Annotated in this window: 24 protein-coding genes; 23 read left to right on the plus strand and 1 reads right to left on the minus strand. The window is 44.1% G+C overall.

All coding sequences use genetic code 11. The features are described 5' to 3' along the window. The first annotated feature begins 56 nt into the window (after positions 1-56). From fapR to ftsY, 8 genes are all read left to right on the plus strand, one after another. Entirely contained in the window at positions 57-623 is a 567-nt protein-coding gene (gene fapR / locus M1M80_RS08760; RefSeq protein WP_003238599.1) for a transcription factor FapR, read from the plus strand. Between the two features lie 13 nt (positions 624-636). After that, positions 637-1,638, plus strand: a complete 1,002-nt coding sequence (gene plsX, locus M1M80_RS08765) for a phosphate acyltransferase PlsX (protein ID WP_003238598.1) — start codon at positions 637-639, stop codon at positions 1,636-1,638. Between the two features lie 18 nt (positions 1,639-1,656). Beyond that, on the plus strand, positions 1,657-2,610 hold the full coding sequence (fabD, locus tag M1M80_RS08770; protein WP_003238597.1) for an ACP S-malonyltransferase: 954 nt from the start codon (positions 1,657-1,659) through the stop codon (positions 2,608-2,610). After that, positions 2,603-3,343, plus strand: a complete 741-nt coding sequence (gene fabG, locus M1M80_RS08775) for a 3-oxoacyl-[acyl-carrier-protein] reductase (protein WP_003238596.1) — start codon at positions 2,603-2,605, stop codon at positions 3,341-3,343. Before fabD ends, fabG begins: the two co-directional genes overlap by 8 nt. 84 nt (positions 3,344-3,427) lie before the next feature. Further along, positions 3,428-3,661, plus strand: coding sequence for an acyl carrier protein (acpP, locus tag M1M80_RS08780; protein ID WP_003154310.1), 234 nt, complete (start codon positions 3,428-3,430; stop codon positions 3,659-3,661). A 139-nt stretch (positions 3,662-3,800) separates the two neighbouring features. Next, a complete protein-coding gene (gene rncS / locus M1M80_RS08785; protein ID WP_003232030.1) occupies positions 3,801-4,550 on the plus strand; it encodes a ribonuclease III in 750 nt (249 codons plus the stop codon). A gap of 100 nt (positions 4,551-4,650) precedes the next feature. Further along, positions 4,651-8,211, plus strand: coding sequence for a chromosome segregation protein SMC (smc, locus tag M1M80_RS08790; RefSeq protein ID WP_060398616.1), 3,561 nt, complete (start codon positions 4,651-4,653; stop codon positions 8,209-8,211). Positions 8,212-8,230: 19 nt separating this feature from the next. Continuing rightward, complete coding sequence (ftsY, locus tag M1M80_RS08795) at positions 8,231-9,220, plus strand: signal recognition particle-docking protein FtsY (protein ID WP_003238594.1); 990 nt, start codon at positions 8,231-8,233, stop codon at positions 9,218-9,220. Between the two features lie 36 nt (positions 9,221-9,256). Here the strand turns inward: ftsY and M1M80_RS08800 are convergent, their stop codons facing one another. Further along, the gene (locus M1M80_RS08800) at positions 9,257-9,742 is read right to left on the minus strand and encodes an Ig-like domain-containing protein (RefSeq protein ID WP_060398617.1); all 486 of its coding nucleotides are present in this window, start codon (positions 9,740-9,742) and stop codon (positions 9,257-9,259) included. Positions 9,743-9,921: 179 nt separating this feature from the next. Here M1M80_RS08800 and M1M80_RS08805 point away from each other — a divergent pair, with 179 nt between their 5' ends. From M1M80_RS08805 to dprA, 15 genes are all read left to right on the plus strand, one after another. Continuing rightward, a complete protein-coding gene (locus M1M80_RS08805) occupies positions 9,922-10,254 on the plus strand; it encodes a putative DNA-binding protein (protein WP_003238590.1) in 333 nt (110 codons plus the stop codon). A gap of 13 nt (positions 10,255-10,267) precedes the next feature. Beyond that, positions 10,268-11,608, plus strand: coding sequence for a signal recognition particle protein (gene ffh, locus M1M80_RS08810; RefSeq protein WP_019258383.1), 1,341 nt, complete (start codon positions 10,268-10,270; stop codon positions 11,606-11,608). 105 nt (positions 11,609-11,713) lie between these two features. After that, positions 11,714-11,986: a 30S ribosomal protein S16 gene (rpsP, locus tag M1M80_RS08815; RefSeq protein ID WP_003220815.1), complete on the plus strand. Its 273-nt coding sequence runs from the start codon at positions 11,714-11,716 to the stop codon at positions 11,984-11,986. Beyond that, the gene (locus M1M80_RS08820; protein ID WP_003238584.1) at positions 11,986-12,231 is read left to right on the plus strand and encodes a KH domain-containing protein; all 246 of its coding nucleotides are present in this window, start codon (positions 11,986-11,988) and stop codon (positions 12,229-12,231) included. The genes rpsP and M1M80_RS08820 overlap by 1 nt, the downstream gene beginning before the upstream one ends. A gap of 121 nt (positions 12,232-12,352) precedes the next feature. Next, positions 12,353-12,739: a YlqD family protein gene (locus M1M80_RS08825; protein ID WP_003238581.1), complete on the plus strand. Its 387-nt coding sequence runs from the start codon at positions 12,353-12,355 to the stop codon at positions 12,737-12,739. A gap of 4 nt (positions 12,740-12,743) precedes the next feature. Beyond that, positions 12,744-13,268, plus strand: coding sequence for a ribosome maturation factor RimM (gene rimM / locus M1M80_RS08830; protein WP_060398618.1), 525 nt, complete (start codon positions 12,744-12,746; stop codon positions 13,266-13,268). Continuing rightward, the gene (gene trmD / locus M1M80_RS08835) at positions 13,265-13,996 is read left to right on the plus strand and encodes a tRNA (guanosine(37)-N1)-methyltransferase TrmD (RefSeq protein WP_003238578.1); all 732 of its coding nucleotides are present in this window, start codon (positions 13,265-13,267) and stop codon (positions 13,994-13,996) included. The genes rimM and trmD overlap by 4 nt, the downstream gene beginning before the upstream one ends. 139 nt (positions 13,997-14,135) lie before the next feature. After that, complete coding sequence (gene rplS / locus M1M80_RS08840) at positions 14,136-14,483, plus strand: 50S ribosomal protein L19 (RefSeq protein ID WP_003220825.1); 348 nt, start codon at positions 14,136-14,138, stop codon at positions 14,481-14,483. A 144-nt stretch (positions 14,484-14,627) separates the two neighbouring features. Further along, on the plus strand, positions 14,628-15,476 hold the full coding sequence (gene ylqF / locus M1M80_RS08845; protein WP_019258385.1) for a ribosome biogenesis GTPase YlqF: 849 nt from the start codon (positions 14,628-14,630) through the stop codon (positions 15,474-15,476). A gap of 70 nt (positions 15,477-15,546) precedes the next feature. Further along, positions 15,547-16,314, plus strand: coding sequence for a ribonuclease HII (gene rnhB / locus M1M80_RS08850; protein WP_060398619.1), 768 nt, complete (start codon positions 15,547-15,549; stop codon positions 16,312-16,314). Positions 16,315-16,343: 29 nt separating this feature from the next. Continuing rightward, entirely contained in the window at positions 16,344-18,074 is a 1,731-nt protein-coding gene (locus tag M1M80_RS08855; RefSeq protein ID WP_060398620.1) for a hypothetical protein, read from the plus strand. Beyond that, on the plus strand, positions 18,071-18,352 hold the full coding sequence (locus M1M80_RS08860; RefSeq protein ID WP_003220834.1) for a FlhB-like flagellar biosynthesis protein: 282 nt from the start codon (positions 18,071-18,073) through the stop codon (positions 18,350-18,352). Before M1M80_RS08855 ends, M1M80_RS08860 begins: the two co-directional genes overlap by 4 nt. A 173-nt stretch (positions 18,353-18,525) precedes the next feature. Further along, positions 18,526-19,683: an ADP-forming succinate--CoA ligase subunit beta gene (gene sucC / locus M1M80_RS08865; RefSeq protein WP_060398621.1), complete on the plus strand. Its 1,158-nt coding sequence runs from the start codon at positions 18,526-18,528 to the stop codon at positions 19,681-19,683. A gap of 28 nt (positions 19,684-19,711) precedes the next feature. Next, a complete protein-coding gene (gene sucD / locus M1M80_RS08870) occupies positions 19,712-20,614 on the plus strand; it encodes a succinate--CoA ligase subunit alpha (protein WP_003238566.1) in 903 nt (300 codons plus the stop codon). 60 nt (positions 20,615-20,674) lie between these two features. Beyond that, the gene (dprA, locus tag M1M80_RS08875; RefSeq protein WP_060398622.1) at positions 20,675-21,568 is read left to right on the plus strand and encodes a DNA-processing protein DprA; all 894 of its coding nucleotides are present in this window, start codon (positions 20,675-20,677) and stop codon (positions 21,566-21,568) included. Positions 21,569-21,612 lie beyond the last annotated feature (44 nt).

Genomic DNA, 21,612 nt, shown 5'->3' on the forward strand with positions numbered 1-21,612 from the left:
TGAAATTATATACTACTATTAGTACCTAGTCTTAATTGTCCGGATGGTGTTTAGATATGAGAAGAAATAAGAGAGAACGCCAGGAATTACTTCAGCAGACGATTCAAATAACCCCCTTTATTACAGACGAAGAATTAGCGGGTAAATTTGGGGTGAGCATTCAGACGATACGTTTGGACCGCTTAGAGCTTTCCATACCGGAGCTGAGAGAAAGAATTAAGAATGTGGCAGAGAAAACGCTTGAAGATGAAGTGAAATCTCTGTCACTGGACGAAGTTATCGGAGAAATTATTGACCTTGAGCTGGATGATCAGGCGATATCCATTTTAGAAATAAAACAGGAGCATGTGTTCAGCCGGAATCAGATTGCGAGAGGGCACCATTTATTTGCCCAGGCGAATTCTTTGGCCGTTGCAGTCATTGATGACGAGCTGGCGCTGACTGCAAGTGCAGACATCCGCTTTACAAGACAGGTAAAGCAGGGTGAACGTGTCGTAGCGAAAGCGAAAGTGACGGCAGTCGAAAAAGAAAAAGGAAGAACGGTCGTCGAAGTGAACAGCTATGTCGGCGAAGAAATTGTTTTTTCTGGACATTTTGACATGTACCGTTCAAAACATTCATAAAGGTGGAGCATGCATGAGAATAGCTGTAGATGCAATGGGAGGAGACCACGCTCCCAAAGCTGTTATTGACGGAGTTATAAAGGGGATAGAGGCATTTGATGATCTCCATATCACACTTGTCGGTGACAAAACAACGATAGAATCACACTTAACCACAACATCAGATCGCATCACGGTGCTGCACGCAGATGAAGTGATTGAGCCTACGGATGAACCGGTCCGCGCCGTGAGAAGAAAAAAGAACTCATCTATGGTCCTTATGGCGCAGGAAGTTGCGGAAAACAGAGCTGACGCCTGCATTTCAGCAGGAAATACCGGTGCATTAATGACAGCCGGTCTGTTTATTGTCGGAAGAATTAAAGGAATTGACCGCCCGGCGCTTGCCCCGACACTTCCGACCGTTTCAGGAGACGGTTTTCTTCTCCTTGATGTTGGCGCCAATGTCGATGCCAAACCGGAGCACCTCGTTCAATACGCCATCATGGGTTCTGTTTATTCTCAGCAAGTGCGCGGTGTCACTTCACCGAGAGTCGGGCTTTTAAATGTCGGAACAGAAGATAAAAAAGGAAACGAACTGACGAAGCAGACGTTTCAAATTTTAAAAGAAACAGCAAATATTAATTTTATCGGAAATGTGGAAGCGCGAGACCTTTTAGATGATGTGGCGGATGTTGTAGTAACAGACGGCTTTACCGGGAATGTTACACTCAAAACACTGGAAGGCTCTGCGTTATCTATTTTTAAAATGATGAGAGAAGTAATGACGTCTAATCTCACATCAAAGCTTGCAGCAGCTGTGCTGAAGCCAAAGTTGAAAGAAATGAAAATGAAAATGGAGTATTCGAATTATGGCGGAGCAAGTCTTTTTGGCTTAAAAGCGCCTGTGATCAAGGCGCACGGCTCTTCAGATTCTAATGCTGTTTTTCATGCGATTCGGCAAGCAAGAGAGATGGTCAGCCAAAATGTGGCTGCGCTCATTCAGAAAGAAGTTAAAGAAGAAAAAACAGATGAGTAGTCTGGAGGTTTTTACATCATGAGTAAGATTGCATTTTTATTCCCGGGTCAGGGATCACAATTTATCGGCATGGGAAAAGAGCTTTATGAGCAGGTGCCTGCTGCAAAACGTCTGTTTGATGAAGCGGATGAAACATTGGAAACAAAACTCAGCTCACTGATTTTTGAAGGTGATGCTGAAGAATTAACACTTACATACAATGCGCAGCCTGCCTTGCTGACGACAAGCATTGCTGTTCTTGAGAAATTTAAAGAATCAGGCATTACACCTGATTTCACAGCAGGACACAGCCTTGGTGAATATTCCGCACTGGTTGCGTCTGGCGCACTGTCTTTCAAAGATGCTGTTTATACCGTCAGAAAACGCGGCGAGTTTATGAATGAAGCGGTGCCGGCTGGCGAAGGAGCTATGGCTGCGATTCTCGGCATGGATGCTGAAGCACTAAAGCAAGTAACCGATAAAGTCACGGAGGAAGGCCACCTTGTACAGCTTGCGAATCTCAACTGTCCCGGACAAATCGTTATTTCCGGAACAGCTAAAGGGGTAGAGCTTGCGTCTGAACAGGCAAAAGAGAACGGTGCAAAACGCGCAATCCCGCTTGAAGTAAGCGGTCCGTTCCATTCCGAACTGATGAAGCCTGCTGCTGAAAAACTGAAAGAAGTACTGGACTCCTGTGAAGTAAAAGACGCTGACGTTCCGGTCATCTCAAATGTTTCTGCTGATGTTATGACTGATAAGGCAGACATCAAAGAGAAACTCATTGAGCAGCTATACTCTCCGGTTCGTTTTGAGGAAAGCATTAACAAGCTGATTGCAGAGGGTGTGACGACTTTTATTGAAATTGGTCCCGGAAAAGTGCTTTCAGGCCTTGTGAAAAAAGTAAACAGACGCTTAAAAACAATTGCTGTATCAGATCCGGAAACGATCGAGCTGGCAATTCAAACGCTTAAGGAGGAGAATGAAAATGCTTAATGACAAAACAGCTATTGTCACTGGCGCATCCCGCGGAATCGGCCGCTCAATCGCCCTTGACCTGGCAAAAAGCGGCGCAAACGTTGTCGTGAACTACTCCGGCAATGAAGCGAAAGCAAATGAAGTCGTAGATGAAATCAAATCAATGGGCAGAAAAGCAATTGCTGTCAAAGCGGATGTATCAAATCCCGAAGATGTACAAAACATGATAAAAGAAACGCTATCTGTTTTTTCTACGATTGACATTCTTGTTAATAATGCCGGAATTACAAGAGACAATCTCATCATGAGAATGAAAGAAGATGAATGGGATGATGTCATTAACATTAACCTGAAGGGTGTTTTCAACTGCACGAAAGCTGTTACAAGACAAATGATGAAACAGCGTTCAGGCCGGATTATTAACGTATCGTCTATCGTCGGCGTCAGCGGAAATCCTGGACAGGCCAACTACGTGGCTGCAAAAGCCGGTGTGATCGGTTTAACAAAATCTTCTGCTAAGGAGCTCGCAAGCCGCAATATTACGGTAAATGCGATTGCGCCTGGATTTATCTCAACTGATATGACAGATAAGCTTTCAAAAGACGTTCAAGACGAAATGCTGAAACAAATTCCGCTCGCGCGCTTTGGCGAACCTGGCGATGTCAGCAGCGTTGTCACGTTCCTTGCTTCAGAGGGAGCCCGTTACATGACAGGCCAAACGCTTCATATTGACGGCGGAATGGTGATGTAAGTTTTTTTCTCAAAAATTTCATCATAGTTTCTCTAGTTTTTTAAAAACGAATCCACTATAATACTTGAGGGGAGGTGAATTGCTATGGCAGATACATTAGAGCGTGTAACGAAAATCATCGTAGATCGCCTTGGCGTTGATGAAGCAGACGTCAAACTTGAAGCTTCTTTCAAGGAAGACTTAGGTGCTGATTCCCTAGATGTAGTTGAGCTTGTTATGGAACTTGAAGACGAGTTTGATATGGAAATTTCTGACGAAGATGCTGAAAAGATTGCAACAGTCGGCGACGCTGTGAACTACATACAAAACCAGCAATAAGCTGATGCTAAAAGTCCCGCCGAAACGCGGGGCTTTAGCCCTTTATTCGTGCAGTTATTACAGCATGCCGCTTTTACGCGCGCTGTATCCGGTTTAGTCAGAGAAGCGCGGTGAACCTGATGTGCCTATGGAGGTTACTATGTCAAAACACTCACATTATAAAGATAAAAAAAAGTTCTATAAAAAAGTAGAACAATTTAAAGAGTTTCAAGAACGGATTTCGGTTCACTTTCAAAATGAAAAGCTTTTGTATCAAGCATTTACACATTCATCTTATGTGAATGAGCATCGGAAAAAGCCGTATGAAGATAATGAAAGGCTTGAATTTTTAGGTGACGCTGTTTTGGAACTGACGATCTCCAGATTCTTATTTGCCAAGTACCCGGCTATGAGTGAAGGAGATTTGACGAAATTGAGAGCCGCGATTGTATGCGAACCGTCTCTCGTTTCATTGGCTCATGAACTGTCATTCGGCGACCTTGTCCTGTTGGGTAAAGGTGAGGAAATGACAGGCGGAAGAAAGCGTCCTGCTCTATTGGCGGATGTTTTTGAGGCATTTATCGGAGCCTTGTATCTTGACCAGGGGTTAGAGCCGGTCGAAAGTTTCTTAAAAGTCTATGTGTTCCCTAAAATTAACGATGGTGCTTTTTCTCATGTGATGGATTTCAAAAGCCAGCTGCAGGAATATGTGCAGCGGGACGGCAAAGGCTCTCTGGAGTATAAAATCTCCAACGAAAAAGGTCCTGCGCACAATCGTGAATTCGAAGCCATCGTATCTCTAAAGGGTGAACCACTCGGAGTCGGAAATGGCCGTTCAAAGAAAGAAGCCGAACAGCACGCTGCTCAGGAAGCTTTAGCTAAATTGCAAAAACACCATACGAAACAATAAAATCCCCCTGAGTCGTAAGGGGGATTTCAGTATGTATGCCGTCTTATTTCACCCATGTTTATGATAGAATTGAAATACTTATTACATAAGGAGGATCGCTATGTTCCTCAAACGTTTAGACGTTATAGGATTTAAATCATTTGCAGAACGGATTTCCGTAGATTTTGTAAAAGGCGTTACAGCGGTTGTCGGACCGAACGGAAGCGGAAAAAGCAACATCACAGATGCCATTCGCTGGGTTCTCGGAGAACAATCAGCCCGGTCTCTTCGCGGCGGAAAAATGGAAGATATCATTTTTGCCGGCAGTGATTCGAGAAAGCGATTAAATCTAGCTGAAGTTACGCTTACTCTTGATAATGATGATCATTTCTTGCCGATTGACTTCCATGAGGTCAGTGTCACAAGACGCGTGTACAGATCAGGCGAGAGTGAGTTTCTGATTAACAATCAGCCGTGCCGCTTAAAAGATATTATTGATTTATTTATGGACTCTGGCCTGGGTAAAGAAGCATTTTCTATTATCAGCCAAGGGAAAGTGGAAGAGATCCTGAGCAGTAAAGCGGAGGATCGCCGCAGTATCTTTGAAGAAGCGGCCGGAGTGCTTAAATATAAAACGAGAAAGAAAAAAGCAGAAAATAAATTGTTTGAGACACAGGACAATTTAAACCGGGTAGAAGATATATTACATGAGCTAGAAGGACAGGTTGAACCTCTTAAAATTCAAGCTTCAATAGCGAAAGACTACCTGGAGAAAAAGAAAGAGCTGGAGCATGTTGAAATTGCGCTGACAGCCTATGATATCGAAGAGCTGCATGGCAAATGGTCAACTCTTAAAGAGAAGGTACAGCTCGCCAAAGAAGAAGAGCTCGCAGAATCGTCTGCGATTTCTGCGAAAGAAGCAAAGATTGAGGATACGCGAGACAAAATTCAAGCGCTTGATGAATCAGTAGATGAGCTCCAGCAAGTCTTACTGGCAACGAGTGAAGAGCTGGAAAAGCTTGAAGGCCGTAAAGAAGTCCTGAAAGAACGCAAGAAAAACGCTGTGCAGAACCAAGAACAGCTTGAAGAAGCCATCGTTCAGTTTCAGCAAAAAGAAACGGTGCTGAAAGAAGAGCTAGCGAAGCAGGAAGCTGTCTTCGAAACGCTTCAGACAGAGGTGAAACAGTTAAGAGCTCAGGTAAAAGAAAAGCAGCAGGCTCTCAGTCTTCACAATGAAAATGTCGAAGAGAAAATCGAACAGCTGAAAAGCGATTACTTTGAGCTTTTGAACAGCCAGGCTTCGATTCGTAATGAGCTCCAGCTGCTGGATGACCAGATGTCCCAATCCGCTGTTATATTGCAGAGGCTTGCGGACAACAATGAAAAGCATCTGCAGGAACGGCGAGATATATCTGCGCGTAAAGCCGCATGTGAAACGGAATTTGCCCGAATTGAGCAGGAGATTCACAGTCAAGTCGGTGCATATCGTGACATGCAGACAAAATATGAGCAGAAAAAGCGCCAATACGAAAAAAGTGAATCCGCTCTGTATCAGGCATACCAATACGTTCAGCAAGCGAGATCAAAAAAGGACATGCTTGAGACGATGCAGGGAGATTTCTCCGGCTTTTATCAAGGTGTTAAAGAAGTGCTGAAAGCGAAAGAGCGCCTTGGCGGAATTCGCGGAGCTGTACTTGAGCTGATCTCAACAGAACGGAAGTATGAAACGGCCATCGAAATTGCGCTCGGCGCTTCTGCCCAGCATGTCGTGACCGACGATGAACAGTCTGCCCGTAAAGCGATTCAATATTTAAAACAGAATTCCTTCGGCCGGGCGACGTTTCTGCCTCTTTCTGTTATCAGGGACCGCCAGCTTCAAAGCCGTGACGCGGAAACAGCAGCACAGCACTCGTCATTTCTCGGGGTTGCCAGTGAACTGGTCACATTTGATCCTGCATATCGGCGCATCATCCAGAACCTGCTTGGAACCGTGCTGATCACAGAGGATTTAAAGGGAGCAAACGAGCTTGCGAAGCTTCTCGGTCACCGGTATCGCATCGTAACCCTTGAGGGAGATGTCGTGAATCCGGGTGGTTCGATGACGGGCGGCGCGGTTAAAAAGAAAAATAACTCCCTGCTTGGAAGAAGCCGGGAGCTTGAAGATGTGAGCAAACGGCTCGCTGAAATGGAAGAGAAAACAGCACTGCTTGAACAAGAAGTCAAAACCCTTAAGCAATCCATTCAGGATATGGAGAAAAAACTGGCTGACTTAAGAGAAACCGGGGAAGGCTTAAGATTAAAGCAGCAGGATGTAAAAGGCCAGCTGTACGAACTACAAGTTGCCGAGAAAAATATCAACACCCATTTAGAGCTCTACGATCAAGAAAAATCTGCTCTGTCAGAAAGCGATGAAGAGAAGAAAACACGCAAACACAAGCTGGAAGAAGAGCTTTCTTCCGTATCAGAAAAGATGAAACAGCTTGAAGAGGATATTGACAGACTGACAAAACAAAAACAAACACAATCGTCAACGAAAGAGTCTCTCTCCAACGAGCTGACTGAGCTGAAGATCACAGCGGCCAAAAAAGAACAGGCATGCAAGGGTGAAGAGGACAACCTTGCCAGATTAAAGAAAGAGCTCACAGAAACAGAGTTTGCGTTAAAAGAGGCGAAAGAAGACTTAAGCTTTTTAACGTCAGAGATGTCTTCAAGCACCAGCGGCGAAGAAAAGCTGGAAGAAGCCGCAAAACATAAATTGAATGACAAAACGAAAACGATCGAACTGATTGCGTTAAGACGCGATCAGCGTATCAAGCTTCAGCATGGGCTTGATACGTATGAGCGTGAGCTGAAAGAAATGAAACGCCTTTATAAACAAAAAACAACGCTCTTAAAAGACGAAGAAGTCAAACTCGGCCGAATGGAAGTAGAGCTTGATAATTTACTCCAGTACTTACGGGAGGAATACAGCTTGTCCTTTGAGGGGGCAAAAGAGAAATATCAGCTTGAAACTGATCCAGAGGAAGCCAGAAAGCGCGTGAAGCTGATTAAACTCGCAATCGAAGAGCTGGGCACCGTAAACCTCGGAAGCATAGATGAGTTTGAGAGGGTCAACGAACGGTATAAGTTTCTGTCAGAACAAAAAGAAGATTTGACAGAAGCGAAAAATACTCTGTTCCAAGTGATTGAAGAAATGGATGAAGAAATGACGAAACGCTTTAACGACACATTCGTTCAAATCCGCTCACACTTTGATCAAGTCTTCCGCTCCCTATTCGGAGGAGGACGAGCTGAACTGAGGCTCACCGATCCTAACGATCTGCTTCACTCAGGAGTCGAGATTATCGCACAGCCGCCGGGGAAAAAACTGCAAAACTTAAACCTTCTGTCTGGCGGAGAGCGTGCGCTTACTGCAATAGCGCTCTTATTCTCAATCCTAAAGGTTCGTCCTGTGCCGTTTTGTGTCCTTGACGAAGTAGAAGCTGCGCTCGACGAAGCGAACGTGTTCCGTTTTGCGCAGTATTTAAAAAAATACAGCAGCGATACCCAGTTTATCGTGATTACCCACAGAAAAGGGACGATGGAGGAAGCGGATGTGCTATACGGCGTAACAATGCAGGAATCCGGTGTTTCCAAGGTAATCTCAGTTAAGCTGGAAGAAACAAAAGAATTCGTTCAGTAACGAGGAAAGAGGTTAAAAGATGAGCTTTTTTAAAAAATTAAAAGAGAAAATCACAAAACAGACAGATTCCGTATCTGAAAAGTTTAAGGATGGCCTTGAAAAAACAAGAAACTCCTTTCAAAACAAAGTGAATGATCTTGTGTCCCGTTACCGTAAAGTGGATGAGGATTTCTTCGAAGAGCTTGAAGAGGTTCTCATCAGCGCGGATGTCGGTTTTACAACCGTTATGGAATTAATAGATGAGCTGAAAAAAGAAGTGAAACGCAGAAATATTCAAGATCCGATGGAAGTCCAGTCTGTTATTTCTGAGAAGCTGGTCGAGATTTATAACAGCGGAGATGAGCAAATTTCTGAGTTGAACATCCAGGATGGCCGTTTAAATGTAATCCTTCTGGTGGGTGTAAACGGAGTCGGCAAAACGACAACGATCGGAAAGCTTGCCCATAAACTAAAGCAAGAAGGAAAATCTGTCGTACTTGCTGCCGGAGACACATTTAGAGCAGGCGCCATTGAACAGCTTGAAGTATGGGGAGAGCGTACGGGAGTTCCTGTCATTAAGCAGACCGCCGGTAGCGACCCTGCGGCTGTCATCTACGATGCTGTCCATGCTGCCAAAGCAAGAAATGCCGATGTATTAATCTGTGATACGGCAGGGCGTCTCCAAAACAAAGTAAACTTAATGAAAGAGCTTGAAAAAGTGAAGCGCGTCATCGAAAGAGAAGTGCCTGAAGCGCCGCATGAAGTGCTGCTTGCCCTTGATGCCACAACCGGCCAAAACGCTATGGCACAGGCGAAAGAGTTCTCTAAAGCAACAAATGTTACCGGCATTGCTTTAACGAAGCTTGACGGTACGGCAAAAGGCGGTATCGTCCTTGCGATCCGCAACGAACTTCACATCCCGGTTAAACTAGTCGGGTTAGGTGAAAAAGTTGATGATCTCCAGGAATTTGATCCTGAATCGTATGTGTACGGACTCTTTTCAGATTTAGTGGAAAAAGCCGACGATTAAAAAAGGGCCCTCACATTTGGGGGCCTTTTTCTTTTTTTATCTTCTCACTTGATAGGCGAAATGATAAAGGCTATTATCAGTGGATGCCAGTCTTGAATCTCCTGAATAAACTCTGAATGGGATGATGTCATAGTAATGAACGGAAACAGATGTGTAATACGTGTAGTACCCTGCAGCTGGCCCCAAATACATTGGAACCTCAAACGTTCCGTTTGCATCGGTTGTTCCTGAAGCTGTTTGTGTTGTATTTCCGACTTTCGTATCTGCTTCGAATCTTACTGGAGCGTTTGGCACCGGCTGTCCGTTTTGGTCGAGTAATTTGCCGCCTATCGTAATATTGTACTTGACTCGCCAAAATTGACCTTGGCCGTAATTGATTTTTCCGTAAACCCCTCCATCTGTGCTGATATTAGTGATTGAAGCCTTATAAGGCGCTTCAGCAGCGTCTGCTTGATTTGCAGGGAAAATGATTGTAAACACGGCTGCCAAGCACAGCATAAATAATAAACCGATTTTTTTCATAAAAAATCCTCCTTTAAAATAGGGTTCATATACAACATCGGAATAAATTGGATTTTATTTAGCGTATTTTGGAAAAAGGTAATCATTGCATTGACAAGATAAAAACTTGACAGTCTCAATGAAACCGTGTAAACTAAGTTATCGTAAAGGGATTTGACTTAACAAAGGGGAGAGCTCAAATGTCACTCGAAAAGACAACGAGAATGAACTATCTGTTTGATTTTTATCAGTCGTTGTTGACGTCAAAACAGAAGAGCTACATGTCGCTTTATTATTTGGACGATTTCTCCCTAGGCGAAATAGCCGAAGAATATGAGGTTTCAAGACAAGCTGTTTATGATAACATCAAACGAACAGAAGCGATGCTTGAACAATATGAAGAAAAGCTGCTCCTTTTGAAAAAGTTTCAGGAGCGTAAAGAGATGTTTAATAAGCTGAAGGAGCTTGCTTCCGGTTCAAAAGAAGAGGAAGAAATTACAGCTCTGATTGAAGCGCTTGAGAAATTAGATTAGGAGGCGGCAAACTATGGCATTTGAAGGATTAGCCGACCGACTGCAGCAGACGATTTCTAAAATCCGCGGAAAAGGGAAAGTCAGCGAACAAGATGTAAAAGATATGATGCGTGAGGTTCGTCTTGCGCTTCTTGAGGCTGACGTTAACTTTAAAGTAGTCAAGGATTTTGTCAAAAAAGTAAGTGAACGCGCTGTAGGCCAAGACGTCATGAAAAGTCTGACGCCCGGCCAGCAGGTCATTAAAGTTGTTAAAGAGGAACTGACTGAGCTGATGGGCGGCGAAGAGAGCAAAATCGCCGTTGCAAAAAGACCGCCGACTGTTATTATGATGGTCGGTCTCCAAGGTGCCGGTAAAACGACAACAAGCGGTAAGCTTGCGAATCTGCTGCGCAAAAAGCATAATCGCAAACCGATGCTGGTTGCTGCCGATATTTACCGCCCAGCCGCGATTAAGCAGCTTGAAACGCTCGGCAAACAGCTTGACATGCCTGTTTTCTCTCTTGGTGATCAGGTCAGTCCTGTAGAAATAGCTAAACAGGCTATTGAAAAAGCCAAGGAAGAACATTATGACTATGTCATTTTGGATACGGCAGGCCGCTTGCATATCGACCATGAACTGATGGATGAACTGACCAACGTGAAAGAAATCGCGAATCCGGAAGAAATCTTCCTGGTTGTCGATTCAATGACAGGTCAGGACGCTGTGAATGTTGCCAAAAGCTTTAATGAACAGCTCGGTTTAACCGGTGTTGTGTTAACTAAGCTTGATGGAGACACACGCGGCGGTGCTGCGCTTTCTATTCGCGCGGTCACAAACACGCCGATTAAGTTCGCTGGTTTAGGCGAAAAGCTTGATGCATTAGAAGCGTTCCATCCTGAACGTATGGCATCAAGGATTCTTGGCATGGGCGACGTGCTGACATTGATTGAAAAAGCACAGGCCAGCGTCGATGAAGATAAGGCCAAAGAGCTCGAACAAAAAATGAGGACGATGAGCTTCACATTGGACGATTTTCTGGAGCAGCTCGGGCAGGTCAGAAACATGGGACCGCTTGATGAGCTTCTGCAAATGATGCCGGGTGCAGGCAAAATGAAAGGCCTGAAAAACATCCAAGTTGATGAAAAACAGCTGAATCATGTGGAAGCGATCATTAAATCCATGACTGTTCTTGAAAAAGAACAGCCGGATATCATCAATGCCAGCCGGCGGAAGCGGATTGCGAAAGGAAGCGGGACATCCGTGCAGGAAGTCAACCGTCTGCTTAAGCAGTTTGACGAAATGAAAAAAATGATGAAGCAGATGACAAACATGTCAAAAGGTAAGAAAAAAGGGTTTAAGCTACCTTTTATGTAATCGGTTATACATGATAAAACCGTTGTTAAGAAAAAACACTTTACAAACACTTTTATCATTGTTAATATACTATCTTGTTGAAATATTTTCGGAGGTGCTAGTAAAATGGCAGTAAAAATTCGTTTAAAACGTATGGGAGCAAAAAAATCTCCTTTCTATCGTATTGTTGTAGCAGATTCTCGTTCACCGCGTGACGGCCGTTTCATCGAAACAGTCGGAACTTACAACCCGGTTGCAAAACCAGCGGAAGTAAAAATCGACGAAGAGCTTGCTCTTAAATGGCTTCAAACTGGAGCGAAACCATCTGATACAGTTCGCAACTTGTTCTCTAGCCAAGGAATCATGGAAAAATTCCACAACGCTAAACAAGGCAAGTAATGACTGATCAACACTTGGAAGATTTGATTGTCAAAATTGTGACGCCGCTTGTTGATCATCCAGATGACATTCGCGTCATAAGAGAAGAAACCGATCAAAAGATTGCGCTGCGCTTATCTGTCCATAAGTCAGATACCGGTAAAGTTATCGGAAAGCAAGGCCGGACTGCAAAAGCGATTCGAACAGCTGTATTTGCAGCTGGCGCACAGTCTTCTAAGAAAGTTCAATTTGAGATATTTGACTAAAAGGGAGAGGGCCGGCACCTCCCCTTTTTTTACACGCAAAAAAAGGGTAAACTGATAGAAGCTTAGGCAAAATAGAAAAGCCTGAGCCAAAAAAAGTTTTAAAAGCGGGGAGCTTGGTGCGATGCAAATTATTCACCGTGTAGCCGTTATGCAAGTCTTAACCGAGCGCAGCAAAGAAAAGCTTTTAGCTTCTTTTGCCGAAAAGAAACAAATGCTTGAACGAGAATGCAGCCAGCTCTATTTTCAGCTTAGAAAACATGAGAAAGAACAGCAAAACCCAGATATGATTGAACAATTTAAAAAGGCAATAGAAAAGCGAAAAGATAACATAAAAATAATCGATTTTCAAATCGGTCAAGTACATACATTGCCGCTCGGCAGTGAGATGAAAGAAAAGGAAGTCGATGCGCTGCTGACAATTGAAGCCGGGGATGACTGGCAGGAGAAAACAGCAGCAAACACCATCGTCATAAAAGACGGAAAAGTAATTGAAATTCGCCAGAGGTGATCATATGACAACGCGATGGTTTAATGTAGGCAAAATCGTAAATACCCACGGAATCAAAGGCGAAGTTCGGGTGATTTCGAAAACAGATTTTGCCGAAGAACGGTACAAGCCGGGCAACACGCTGTATTTGTTTATGGACGGACGTAACGAACCCGTGGAAGTAACGGTAAACACGCACAGACTGCATAAGCAATTTCATCTGCTGCAGTTTAAAGAAAGACAAAGCCTGAATGAAGTAGAGGAACTGAAAAACGCAATCATTAAAGTTCCTGAAGAGGATTTAGGAGAGCTGAATGAGGGAGAGTTTTATTTCCACGAAATTATTGGGTGCGAAGTATTTACAGAAGACGGCGAACTAATCGGAAAGATCAAAGAAATTTTGACGCCTGGAGCTAATGATGTATGGGTCGTCGCGCGAAAAGGGAAAAAAGACGCGCTGATTCCTTACATTGAATCAGTGGTCAAGCATATCGATGTCAGTGAAAAGAAAATTGAGATTGAACTCATGGAAGGGTTAATAGACGAATGAAAATCGACTTTTTGACACTGTTTCCCGAAATGTTTGAAGGTGTGCTCGGTTCATCGATTCTTCAAAAAGCCCAGGAAAAAGATGCGGTGCAGTTTCAGGTTGTGAATTTCCGGGAGTATTCTGATAACAAGCACAATACTGTTGATGATTATCCTTATGGCGGCGGCGCAGGCATGGTTCTCAAGCCTCAGCCTGTTTTTGACGCGGTCGAGGATCTGACATCAAAGGCAGCCGCTGCTCCGCGTATCATCCTCGTATGCCCGCAAGGTGAGCGTTTCACCCAAAAAAAAGCCGAACAATTAGCAAAGGAAGAGCATTTGCTGTTCATTTGCGGCCATTATGAAGGATATGATGAACGCATTCGAGAGCATCTGGTGACGGATGAAATATCCATTGGCGATTTTGTTCTGACAGGCGGCGAGCTTCCTGCAATGATGATTGCAGACAGTGTCGTCAGACTGCTTCCGGGTGTGCTGGGCAAAGAAGCTTCCCATATTGAGGATTCATTCAGCACCGGTCTCTTAGAGCACCCGCATTATACAAGACCGGCAGATTATAAAGGTTTAAAAGTGCCTGAAACACTTCTATCAGGAAACCATGCAAAAATCAAAGAATGGCGGAATAAAGAATCAATCAGAAGGACCTATGTAAGACGTCCGGATCTTTTGAAAGACTATCCGCTTACAGAACAGCAAAGAAAATGGATTTCTGAATGGGAAAAAGAATAGATTTTATTGCATAGGCTATGAAATTGTGATAAGATACTACTTGTGGCTTAAGCGGGCTTATCCGCTATAAGCTTGAAAACGATGTTCCGCTGTGCCGGGTTTTGTGGCCAAGAGCATCTGTTGGAAGGAGTTGAAAACGATGCAAAAACTAATTGAAGATATCACAAAAGAACAGCTTCGTACTGATCTTCCTGCGTTCCGTCCTGGTGACACTTTACGTGTACACGTTAAAGTTGTTGAGGGTAACCGTGAGCGTATCCAGATCTTTGAAGGTGTTGTGATTAAGCGTCGTGGTGGTGGAATCAGCGAAACGTTCACAGTTCGTAAGATTTCTTACGGTGTTGGCGTTGAACGTACTTTCCCTGTACACACACCAAAAATCGCGAAAATCGAAGTTGTACGTTACGGTAAAGTACGCCGTGCTAAGCTTTACTACCTGCGTGAACTTCGCGGAAAAGCGGCTCGTATTAAAGAGATCAGACGATAATGATAACGAACGAAAAGAGCTTGTTACCTGTAACAAGCTCTTTTTTTATACAGAATTTGAAAATGCCGGACAGGCATCGTAAAATACATAAAGGACAACAAAGAATCTTACATACTGAAGAGATAAAGGCGGTGTTCGTGTCACATGACAATTCAATGGTTCCCGGGCCATATGGCAAAGGCAAGAAGGGAAGTAACCGAAAAACTAAAATTAATCGATATTGTATATGAATTGGTAGATGCCAGAATTCCAATGTCATCAAGAAATCCAATGATTGAAGACATTCTAAAAAATAAGCCGCGAATTATGCTGTTAAACAAGGCTGACAAAGCAGATGCGGCAGTTACACAGCAATGGAAAGAGCACTTTGAGAAAGAGGGTATCCGCTCTCTGTCCATTAACTCTGTGAACGGACAAGGCTTAAATCAAATTGTGCCGGCATCGAAAGAGATTCTACAAGAGAAATTTGACCGGATGAGGGCGAAAGGTGTGAAGCCGAGAGCAATTCGCGCTTTGATTATCGGCATTCCAAACGTCGGAAAATCAACGCTCATCAACCGGCTGGCAAAGAAAAACATAGCGAAAACGGGAGACAGACCTGGTATTACGACATCCCAGCAGTGGGTCAAAGTCGGAAAAGAATTAGAGCTCTTAGATACACCGGGGATTTTATGGCCTAAATTTGAGGACGAGCTTGTCGGCTTGAGACTCGCAGTCACCGGGGCTATTAAAGACTCGATTATCAACCTGCAGGATGTGGCCGTGTTTGGTCTTCGTTTTCTCGAAGAACACTATCCTGAACGGCTTAAAGAGCGTTACGGCCTTGATGAGATCCCGGAGGACATTGCGGAGCTGTTTGATGCAATTGGTGAAAAGCGCGGCTGTCTCATGAGCGGAGGGCTCATTAACTACGATAAAACGACTGAAGTCATCATTCGTGATATTCGCACTGAAAAGTTCGGCAGGCTGTCATTTGAACAGCCGACTATGTAAAGGCGCGCAGAAATGCGGGTCTTTATTTTTTCCTGACCGAACCGATACATACAGTAAGGGAGAAGAGAAAGTGAATACATTAACCGTAAAGGACATTAAAGACCGTTTGCAGCAAGTGAAGGATGAACAAGACCCATTTCTTGCCCAATGCGAAAACGACCCGAGAAAAAGCGTTCAAACGCTTGTAGAGCAATGGCTTAAAAAGCAGGCGAAAGAAAAAGCGCTGAAAGAACAATGGGTGAATATGACTTCCTATGAAAGGCTGGCAAGAAACAAAGGATTTCGCTTGATTGCAGGTGTTGACGAGGTCGGCCGGGGGCCATTGGCAGGACCTGTGGTCGCCAGCGCAGTTATCCTTCCAGAGGAATGTGAAATGCTTGGGCTGACAGACTCCAAAAAGCTTTCAGAAAAAAAGCGTGAGGAATATTACGAGCTTATTATGAAAGAAGCATTGGCGGTCGGAATAGGGATTGTAGAAGCCTCTGTCATTGATGAAATCAATATATATGAAGCTTCAAAGATGGCAATGGTGAAAGCGATACACGATTTGTCAGATACACCTGATTATTTGCTTGTTGACGCAATGACGCTGCCGCTCGACACGGCTCAGTCGTCAATTATAAAAGGTGATGCCAAAAGTGTGTCTATTGCGGCAGGTGCGTGTATCGCGAAAGTCACAAGAGACCGGATGATGAGCGCCTATGCCGAAACATATCCCATGTACGGCTTTGAAAAAAATAAAGGCTATGGGACAAAAGAGCATCTTGAAGCTCTTGCCGCATACGGCCCAACTGAATTGCACCGCAAAACTTTCGCTCCTGTTCAATCTTTCAGATAAAACAATGGACAAGGAGGCACCTTTTTTAAATGAATATACGAAATGATGTGCAAAAGGCGCTGCAGCACCTTTTGGGAAATACAGCAGTCCCGCAGGAAACATCAAATGCCAGCGAAGCGCTAAACGGGGAGAAGCGTCTCCTTTTAGGAAAAGTGCTTCGTTTATTAGGAGACCAGCATGCGCTGATCCAAGTCGGCAATCAAACTGTCCAGGGAAAACTTGAAACCCAGCTTCGTCCTCAGGCGTACTATTGGTTTTCCTACGAAAAAAAAACGGCAGAACAGACAGGCCGCCTTCAGGTCGTTCAAAGCTTTGACCAAAATCCAAAAACCATTCAGGATGCAGCTGGCAAGCTTTTAAATGCCATATCAGTGAAACCGTCAAACACTGCTCTCATGATGACAGGAGCAATGCTGAAGAGCAAAACACCTGTAACAGAAAATGATATCAAAACGGCTGTCCGCTGGATGGATACGCTGCCTGCGCAAGACACAAAAAAAGCGATTGAAACGGTTCTGTTCGCCTTAAAACGTGATCTTCCCATTCACCCCGAGGTGTTGAGCGGTGTTCATGCTATAAAATCACCTGTTCCGCTGCATCAGCACGTATCCCAGCTGCTTCAGGCAATCAGCCAAAGCCCTCAGCAGAGCCAGATGATGGCAAAACTGAAAGAAGCAGTTACGGCACTTTTTAATAGTGAAATCGAAATCCATGCAGAACGTCTGATCGAAAAGCTTATTTCTTTAACGGACAATACAAAAGCACCTTCTTCAGGCAATACAGCTGGAAACAGGGAGCTTAGCGCTCCAGCCGGCTCCCCCGTAAAGACCAATTTGCCGCCTGTAAACCACACAGCGGAACAGAGAAGCATACAAGAAGAGCCTATTAAAAACGCAGCAGACATTCCAATCAAAGAAGCCCGCCAGCTGCTGACAAAGCTGACGGAATCTGCTGAAAAAAACAGTCTTCAAATTGTGAAAGAAGCGGCAAATTGGATTAAAACGGCTGCTTTATCGGGTGATGGTAAGTCACCTGCAGCTTCAGCTGTTTTACAGGAGGCGCGAGTAACAGATCAGGAAGCCGAAGTTTTTTTAAAGGCTGTCCAGCAGACAGCACCTAGTTTGGCGGATAAGGCAGATGTCCTTTCTTTTTTATCCAAAGTGAAAATGGCAATCGGCACAAGGGACGAGCTTGCATTTATTAAAGCATTTGAACAAGGAAGCTCAGTCCCACCTGACGATATACAATCCATCAAGCTGGCTCTTCATGCCGCAAGAGCATCGCATGAGGTAGCCGAGCCTGTCAAACAGGAAGCTGATCAGCTTTTTCATAAATTAAACGGCCAGCTTTTCATGCAGCAGGATCACCCCTCATACAGCCAAATTGTGATGTCATTTCCGCTGTTTTCGAAGTCAGGGGCTCAGGACATGACTGTTTTGTTTAAAGGTAAGAAAGAAGCGGATGGAAAGCTTGATCCTTCCCATTGCCGCCTTTTGTTTTTGCTGCAGCTGGATACGTTAAAAGAAACCGTCGTTGACTGCTTGATACAGCAAAAAGTCATGACCATTACAATTGAGACTGATTTCGAGCTTCAGGCTGCGATCGATCCGATGGTGCCCGCGCTTAAACAGGGCCTCAAGGAAATGGGGTACAGCCTTTCAGGGGTAAACGCTAAAAAAAGGATTCACCCCGAAGAAAAGACTGCAATCGATCAATACATAACAAGCATCAGTGATCAGGAAGTGGATGTGAAAATATGAAAGAGCAGACGCCGATCAGAAAAGCTGTGGCTCTCCATTATGATGAACAAAAAGACAAGGCGCCGAAAGTGATTGCGACAGGTAAGGGCCATGTAGCCGACAACATTATTAAAGAAGCAAAAAAGGCAGGGGTCCCGATTCAAGAAGATCGGACCCTTGTCGAATTAATGCGCCATTTGACTGTAGATGATCAAATTCCGGAAGCTCTTTATGAAACGGTAGCTGAGATTTTTTCGTTCATTTACCGATTGGACGAAAGCGTAAAAAACAAAAAATAGCTAAAATATTCCCCATCCTCTGTTTGAAATTTATGTTTTTAATAAAATAAAAGTTTGAATGTTTAGAAGGATTTTAAGATTTTGCATCGAACTCTAGACAATTCTTCCAGTATTATTATAGAATGAAAGCGCAGTCTATTTTAGTTTTGTTACATAAGTTAGGAGGATGGGAAATGAATATCCATGAGTACCAGGGAAAAGAAGTCCTCAGAAAATATGGGGTATCTGTTCCTGAAGGTAAAGTGGCTTTTACAGCAGAAGAAGCAGTTGAGAAAGCAAAGAGTTTATCCAGCTCGGTTTATGTCGTAAAGGCTCAAATTCATGCTGGCGGTCGAGGCAAAGCTGGTGGGGTAAAAATAGCAAAATCATTAGACGAAGTGAAAGCGTATGCCGAAGAACTCTTAGGGAAGACCCTAGTTACACATCAGACGGGTCCGGACGGCCAAGTAATAAAACGCTTACTTATTGAAGAAGGCTGCGATATTAAAAAAGAATACTACGTGGGGCTTGTTCTTGACCGCGCTACTTCTAGAATCGTTCTGATGGCTTCTGAAGAAGGCGGAACGGAAATTGAAGAAGTTGCGGAGAAAACACCGGAAAAAATCAAAAAAGCTGTCATTGATCCGGCTGTCGGCCTTCAAGGCTATCAAGCTAGAGAAATCGCATTCGCTATTAATATTCCAAAGGAGCTCGTGGGAAAAGCTGCTAAGTTTATGCTTGGACTATATAAAGCGTTTGTTGAGAAAGACTGCTCAATCGCCGAAATCAATCCGCTCGTTGTAACCGGCGATGGAAATGTGATGGCGCTTGATGCGAAATTGAACTTCGACAGCAACGCGTTGTACAGACAAAAGGACATTATGGAGTACAGAGATTTGGATGAAGAAGATCCGAAAGAAATCGAAGCATCCAAATATGATTTAAGCTACATTTCCCTTGATGGAAATATCGGCTGTATGGTAAACGGCGCGGGACTTGCAATGTCCACAATGGATATTATCAAGCATTATGGCGGAGAACCGGCCAACTTCCTTGATGTGGGCGGCGGTGCAACCGCAGAAAAGGTCACGGAAGCATTTAAAATCATTCTTTCTGATCAAAACGTTAAAGGGATTTTTGTCAACATTTTCGGCGGCATTATGAAATGTGATGTCATCGCAGAAGGGGTTGTTGAAGCGACAAGACAAGTCGGTTGGACATTGCCGCTTGTCGTCCGTCTTGAAGGCACAAACGTGGATCTAGGGAAGAAAATCCTTAGTGAATCAGGATTAAATATTACATCTGCGGAATCAATGGCTGACGGCGCGCAGAAAATCGTATCCTTAGTTTAGGAAAGAATGAAAGGCAGGGGACCAGATAATGAGTGTTTTTATTAATAAAGATACAAGAGTTATTGTGCAAGGGATTACAGGTTCTACCGCTTTATTTCATACGAAGCAGATGCTCGAATACGGCACAAATATCGTAGGCGGTGTAACACCTGGAAAAGGCGGAACTGAAGCGGAAGGTGTTCCTGTATTTAATACAGTGGCTGAAGCAGTCCAAACGACCGGCGCTAACGCGTCTGTTATATATGTGCCGGCACCGTTTGCAGCTGATGCGATTATGGAAGCGGTAGATGCGGAGCTTGATCTCGTGATTTGCATCACTGAGCATATTCCGGTTTTGGATATGGTGAAGGTCAAACGCTTCATGGAAGGCAAGAAAACGAGACTGATAGGGCCGAACTGCCCTGGTGTCATCACGCCTGAAGAATGTAAGATCGGCATTATGCCTGGATATATCCATAAAAAGGGTCATGTAGGCGTTGTATCGCGTTCAGGAACTTTAACATACGAAGCGGTGCACCAGCTGTCAGAAGCGGGTGTAGGACAATCTACAGCTGTTGGAATCGGCGGCGACCCTGTAAATGGAACAAACTTTATTGACGTTTTAAAAGCGTTTAACGAAGATCCTGATACACACGCTGTCATCATGATTGGCGAAATCGGCGGTACTGCCGAAGAGGAAGCGGCAGAGTGGGTAAAAGCTAACATGACAAAACCGGTAGTCGGCTTTATCGGCGGGAAAACAGCACCACCAGGGAAGCGCATGGGGCATGCAGGAGCCATTATTTCCGGCGGAAAAGGTACAGCTGATGAAAAAATCAAAACCCTTAATGCATGCGGAATCGAAGTTGCAGAGACACCTTCTGTAATGGGTGAAACCTTAATTAAGGTGCTGAAAGAAAAGAATTTGTTCGAAACTTGCAAAACGCATTAATAAAGAAGGGACAGCCGTCAAGGCTGTTCCTGCTTTTTCTGTCAAAAGGAGGTCAATATATTGGATCAGGCCGCTGCCTGTTTAATGATTTGCAGAATCAATCAATTATTATCCCCATCCCTTCTATTAAAATGGTGGAAAGCTGATCCGTCTATGTCGCTGACATCGCCCGTGTTCGAAACTGTTACTCGCGGTAAAGTAAAGGCAGCTGCATTAAAAAACAAAATAGAAGAATATTACCCAAAACTTCAGCGTGTACTTGCTGCTTACCATGAGCAAGGCATTAACATCATCCCGATTTCTTCAAAGCAATATCCTTTCTGGCTGAAAACCATTTATGATCCCCCCGCTGTCCTGTTTGCAAAGGGTGATATGACCCTTCTTTCTAAAGGGAGGAAAATTGGAATTGTAGGTACAAGAAATCCAACAGCGTATGGTATACAAGTTGTCAATCATCTTACAAAAGAGCTTTGCCGTAAAGATTGGGTGATTGTCAGCGGACTGGCGTCTGGGATAGACGGAATGTCCCATGCTGCAAGTATTAAGGCGAAGGGGCGGACAATCGGCGTCATTGCAGGCGGATTTCAGCACATTTATCCCCGGGAAAACCTTCAGTTAGCAGATCACATGGCTAAACACCATATCCTTCTGTCAGAGCATCCACCAGCAACCAAACCCCAAAAATGGCATTTCCCTATGAGAAACCGTATCATCAGCGGATTAAGTGAAGGCATTATTGTCGTGCAGGGCAAAGAAAAAAGCGGTTCGCTGATTACTGCAGATCAAGCAATGGAACAAGGGAGAGAAGTTTTTGCCGTACCCGGTTCATTATTTGATCCTTACGCCGGAGGCCCTATAAAATTAATCCAGCAGGGGGCTAAAGCCATATGGTCAGCAGAGGATATTTTCGAGGAGCTTCCTGAAAGAAACGTTCAATATACGGAACCCTTTTGAATTATCGTTTGACAAACGGCATTGTAATATTTAATAATAGTGAG

The organism is Bacillus inaquosorum, assembly GCF_023238325.1.
GTDB classification, from domain to species: Bacteria; Bacillota; Bacilli; order Bacillales; family Bacillaceae; genus Bacillus; species Bacillus inaquosorum.

Bases quoted from the DNA above. Each gene is read 5' to 3' on its own strand.
- fapR (WP_003238599.1), top strand. From the start codon at position 57: ATGAGAAGAAATAAGAGAGAACGCCAGGAATTACTTCAGCAGACGATT.
- plsX (WP_003238598.1), top strand. From the start codon at position 637: ATGAGAATAGCTGTAGATGCAATGGGAGGAGACCACGCTCCCAAAGCT.
- fabD (WP_003238597.1), top strand. From the start codon at position 1,657: ATGAGTAAGATTGCATTTTTATTCCCGGGTCAGGGATCACAATTTATC.
- fabG (WP_003238596.1), top strand. From the start codon at position 2,603: ATGCTTAATGACAAAACAGCTATTGTCACTGGCGCATCCCGCGGAATC.
- acpP (WP_003154310.1), top strand. From the start codon at position 3,428: ATGGCAGATACATTAGAGCGTGTAACGAAAATCATCGTAGATCGCCTT.
- rncS (WP_003232030.1), top strand. From the start codon at position 3,801: ATGTCAAAACACTCACATTATAAAGATAAAAAAAAGTTCTATAAAAAA.
- smc (WP_060398616.1), top strand. From the start codon at position 4,651: ATGTTCCTCAAACGTTTAGACGTTATAGGATTTAAATCATTTGCAGAA.
- ftsY (WP_003238594.1), top strand. From the start codon at position 8,231: ATGAGCTTTTTTAAAAAATTAAAAGAGAAAATCACAAAACAGACAGAT.
- M1M80_RS08800 (WP_060398617.1), bottom strand. From the start codon at position 9,742: ATGAAAAAAATCGGTTTATTATTTATGCTGTGCTTGGCAGCCGTGTTT.
- M1M80_RS08805 (WP_003238590.1), top strand. From the start codon at position 9,922: ATGTCACTCGAAAAGACAACGAGAATGAACTATCTGTTTGATTTTTAT.
- ffh (WP_019258383.1), top strand. From the start codon at position 10,268: ATGGCATTTGAAGGATTAGCCGACCGACTGCAGCAGACGATTTCTAAA.
- rpsP (WP_003220815.1), top strand. From the start codon at position 11,714: ATGGCAGTAAAAATTCGTTTAAAACGTATGGGAGCAAAAAAATCTCCT.
- M1M80_RS08820 (WP_003238584.1), top strand. From the start codon at position 11,986: ATGACTGATCAACACTTGGAAGATTTGATTGTCAAAATTGTGACGCCG.
- M1M80_RS08825 (WP_003238581.1), top strand. From the start codon at position 12,353: ATGCAAATTATTCACCGTGTAGCCGTTATGCAAGTCTTAACCGAGCGC.
- rimM (WP_060398618.1), top strand. From the start codon at position 12,744: ATGACAACGCGATGGTTTAATGTAGGCAAAATCGTAAATACCCACGGA.
- trmD (WP_003238578.1), top strand. From the start codon at position 13,265: ATGAAAATCGACTTTTTGACACTGTTTCCCGAAATGTTTGAAGGTGTG.
- rplS (WP_003220825.1), top strand. From the start codon at position 14,136: ATGCAAAAACTAATTGAAGATATCACAAAAGAACAGCTTCGTACTGAT.
- ylqF (WP_019258385.1), top strand. From the start codon at position 14,628: ATGACAATTCAATGGTTCCCGGGCCATATGGCAAAGGCAAGAAGGGAA.
- M1M80_RS08855 (WP_060398620.1), top strand. From the start codon at position 16,344: ATGAATATACGAAATGATGTGCAAAAGGCGCTGCAGCACCTTTTGGGA.
- M1M80_RS08860 (WP_003220834.1), top strand. From the start codon at position 18,071: ATGAAAGAGCAGACGCCGATCAGAAAAGCTGTGGCTCTCCATTATGAT.
- sucC (WP_060398621.1), top strand. From the start codon at position 18,526: ATGAATATCCATGAGTACCAGGGAAAAGAAGTCCTCAGAAAATATGGG.
- sucD (WP_003238566.1), top strand. From the start codon at position 19,712: ATGAGTGTTTTTATTAATAAAGATACAAGAGTTATTGTGCAAGGGATT.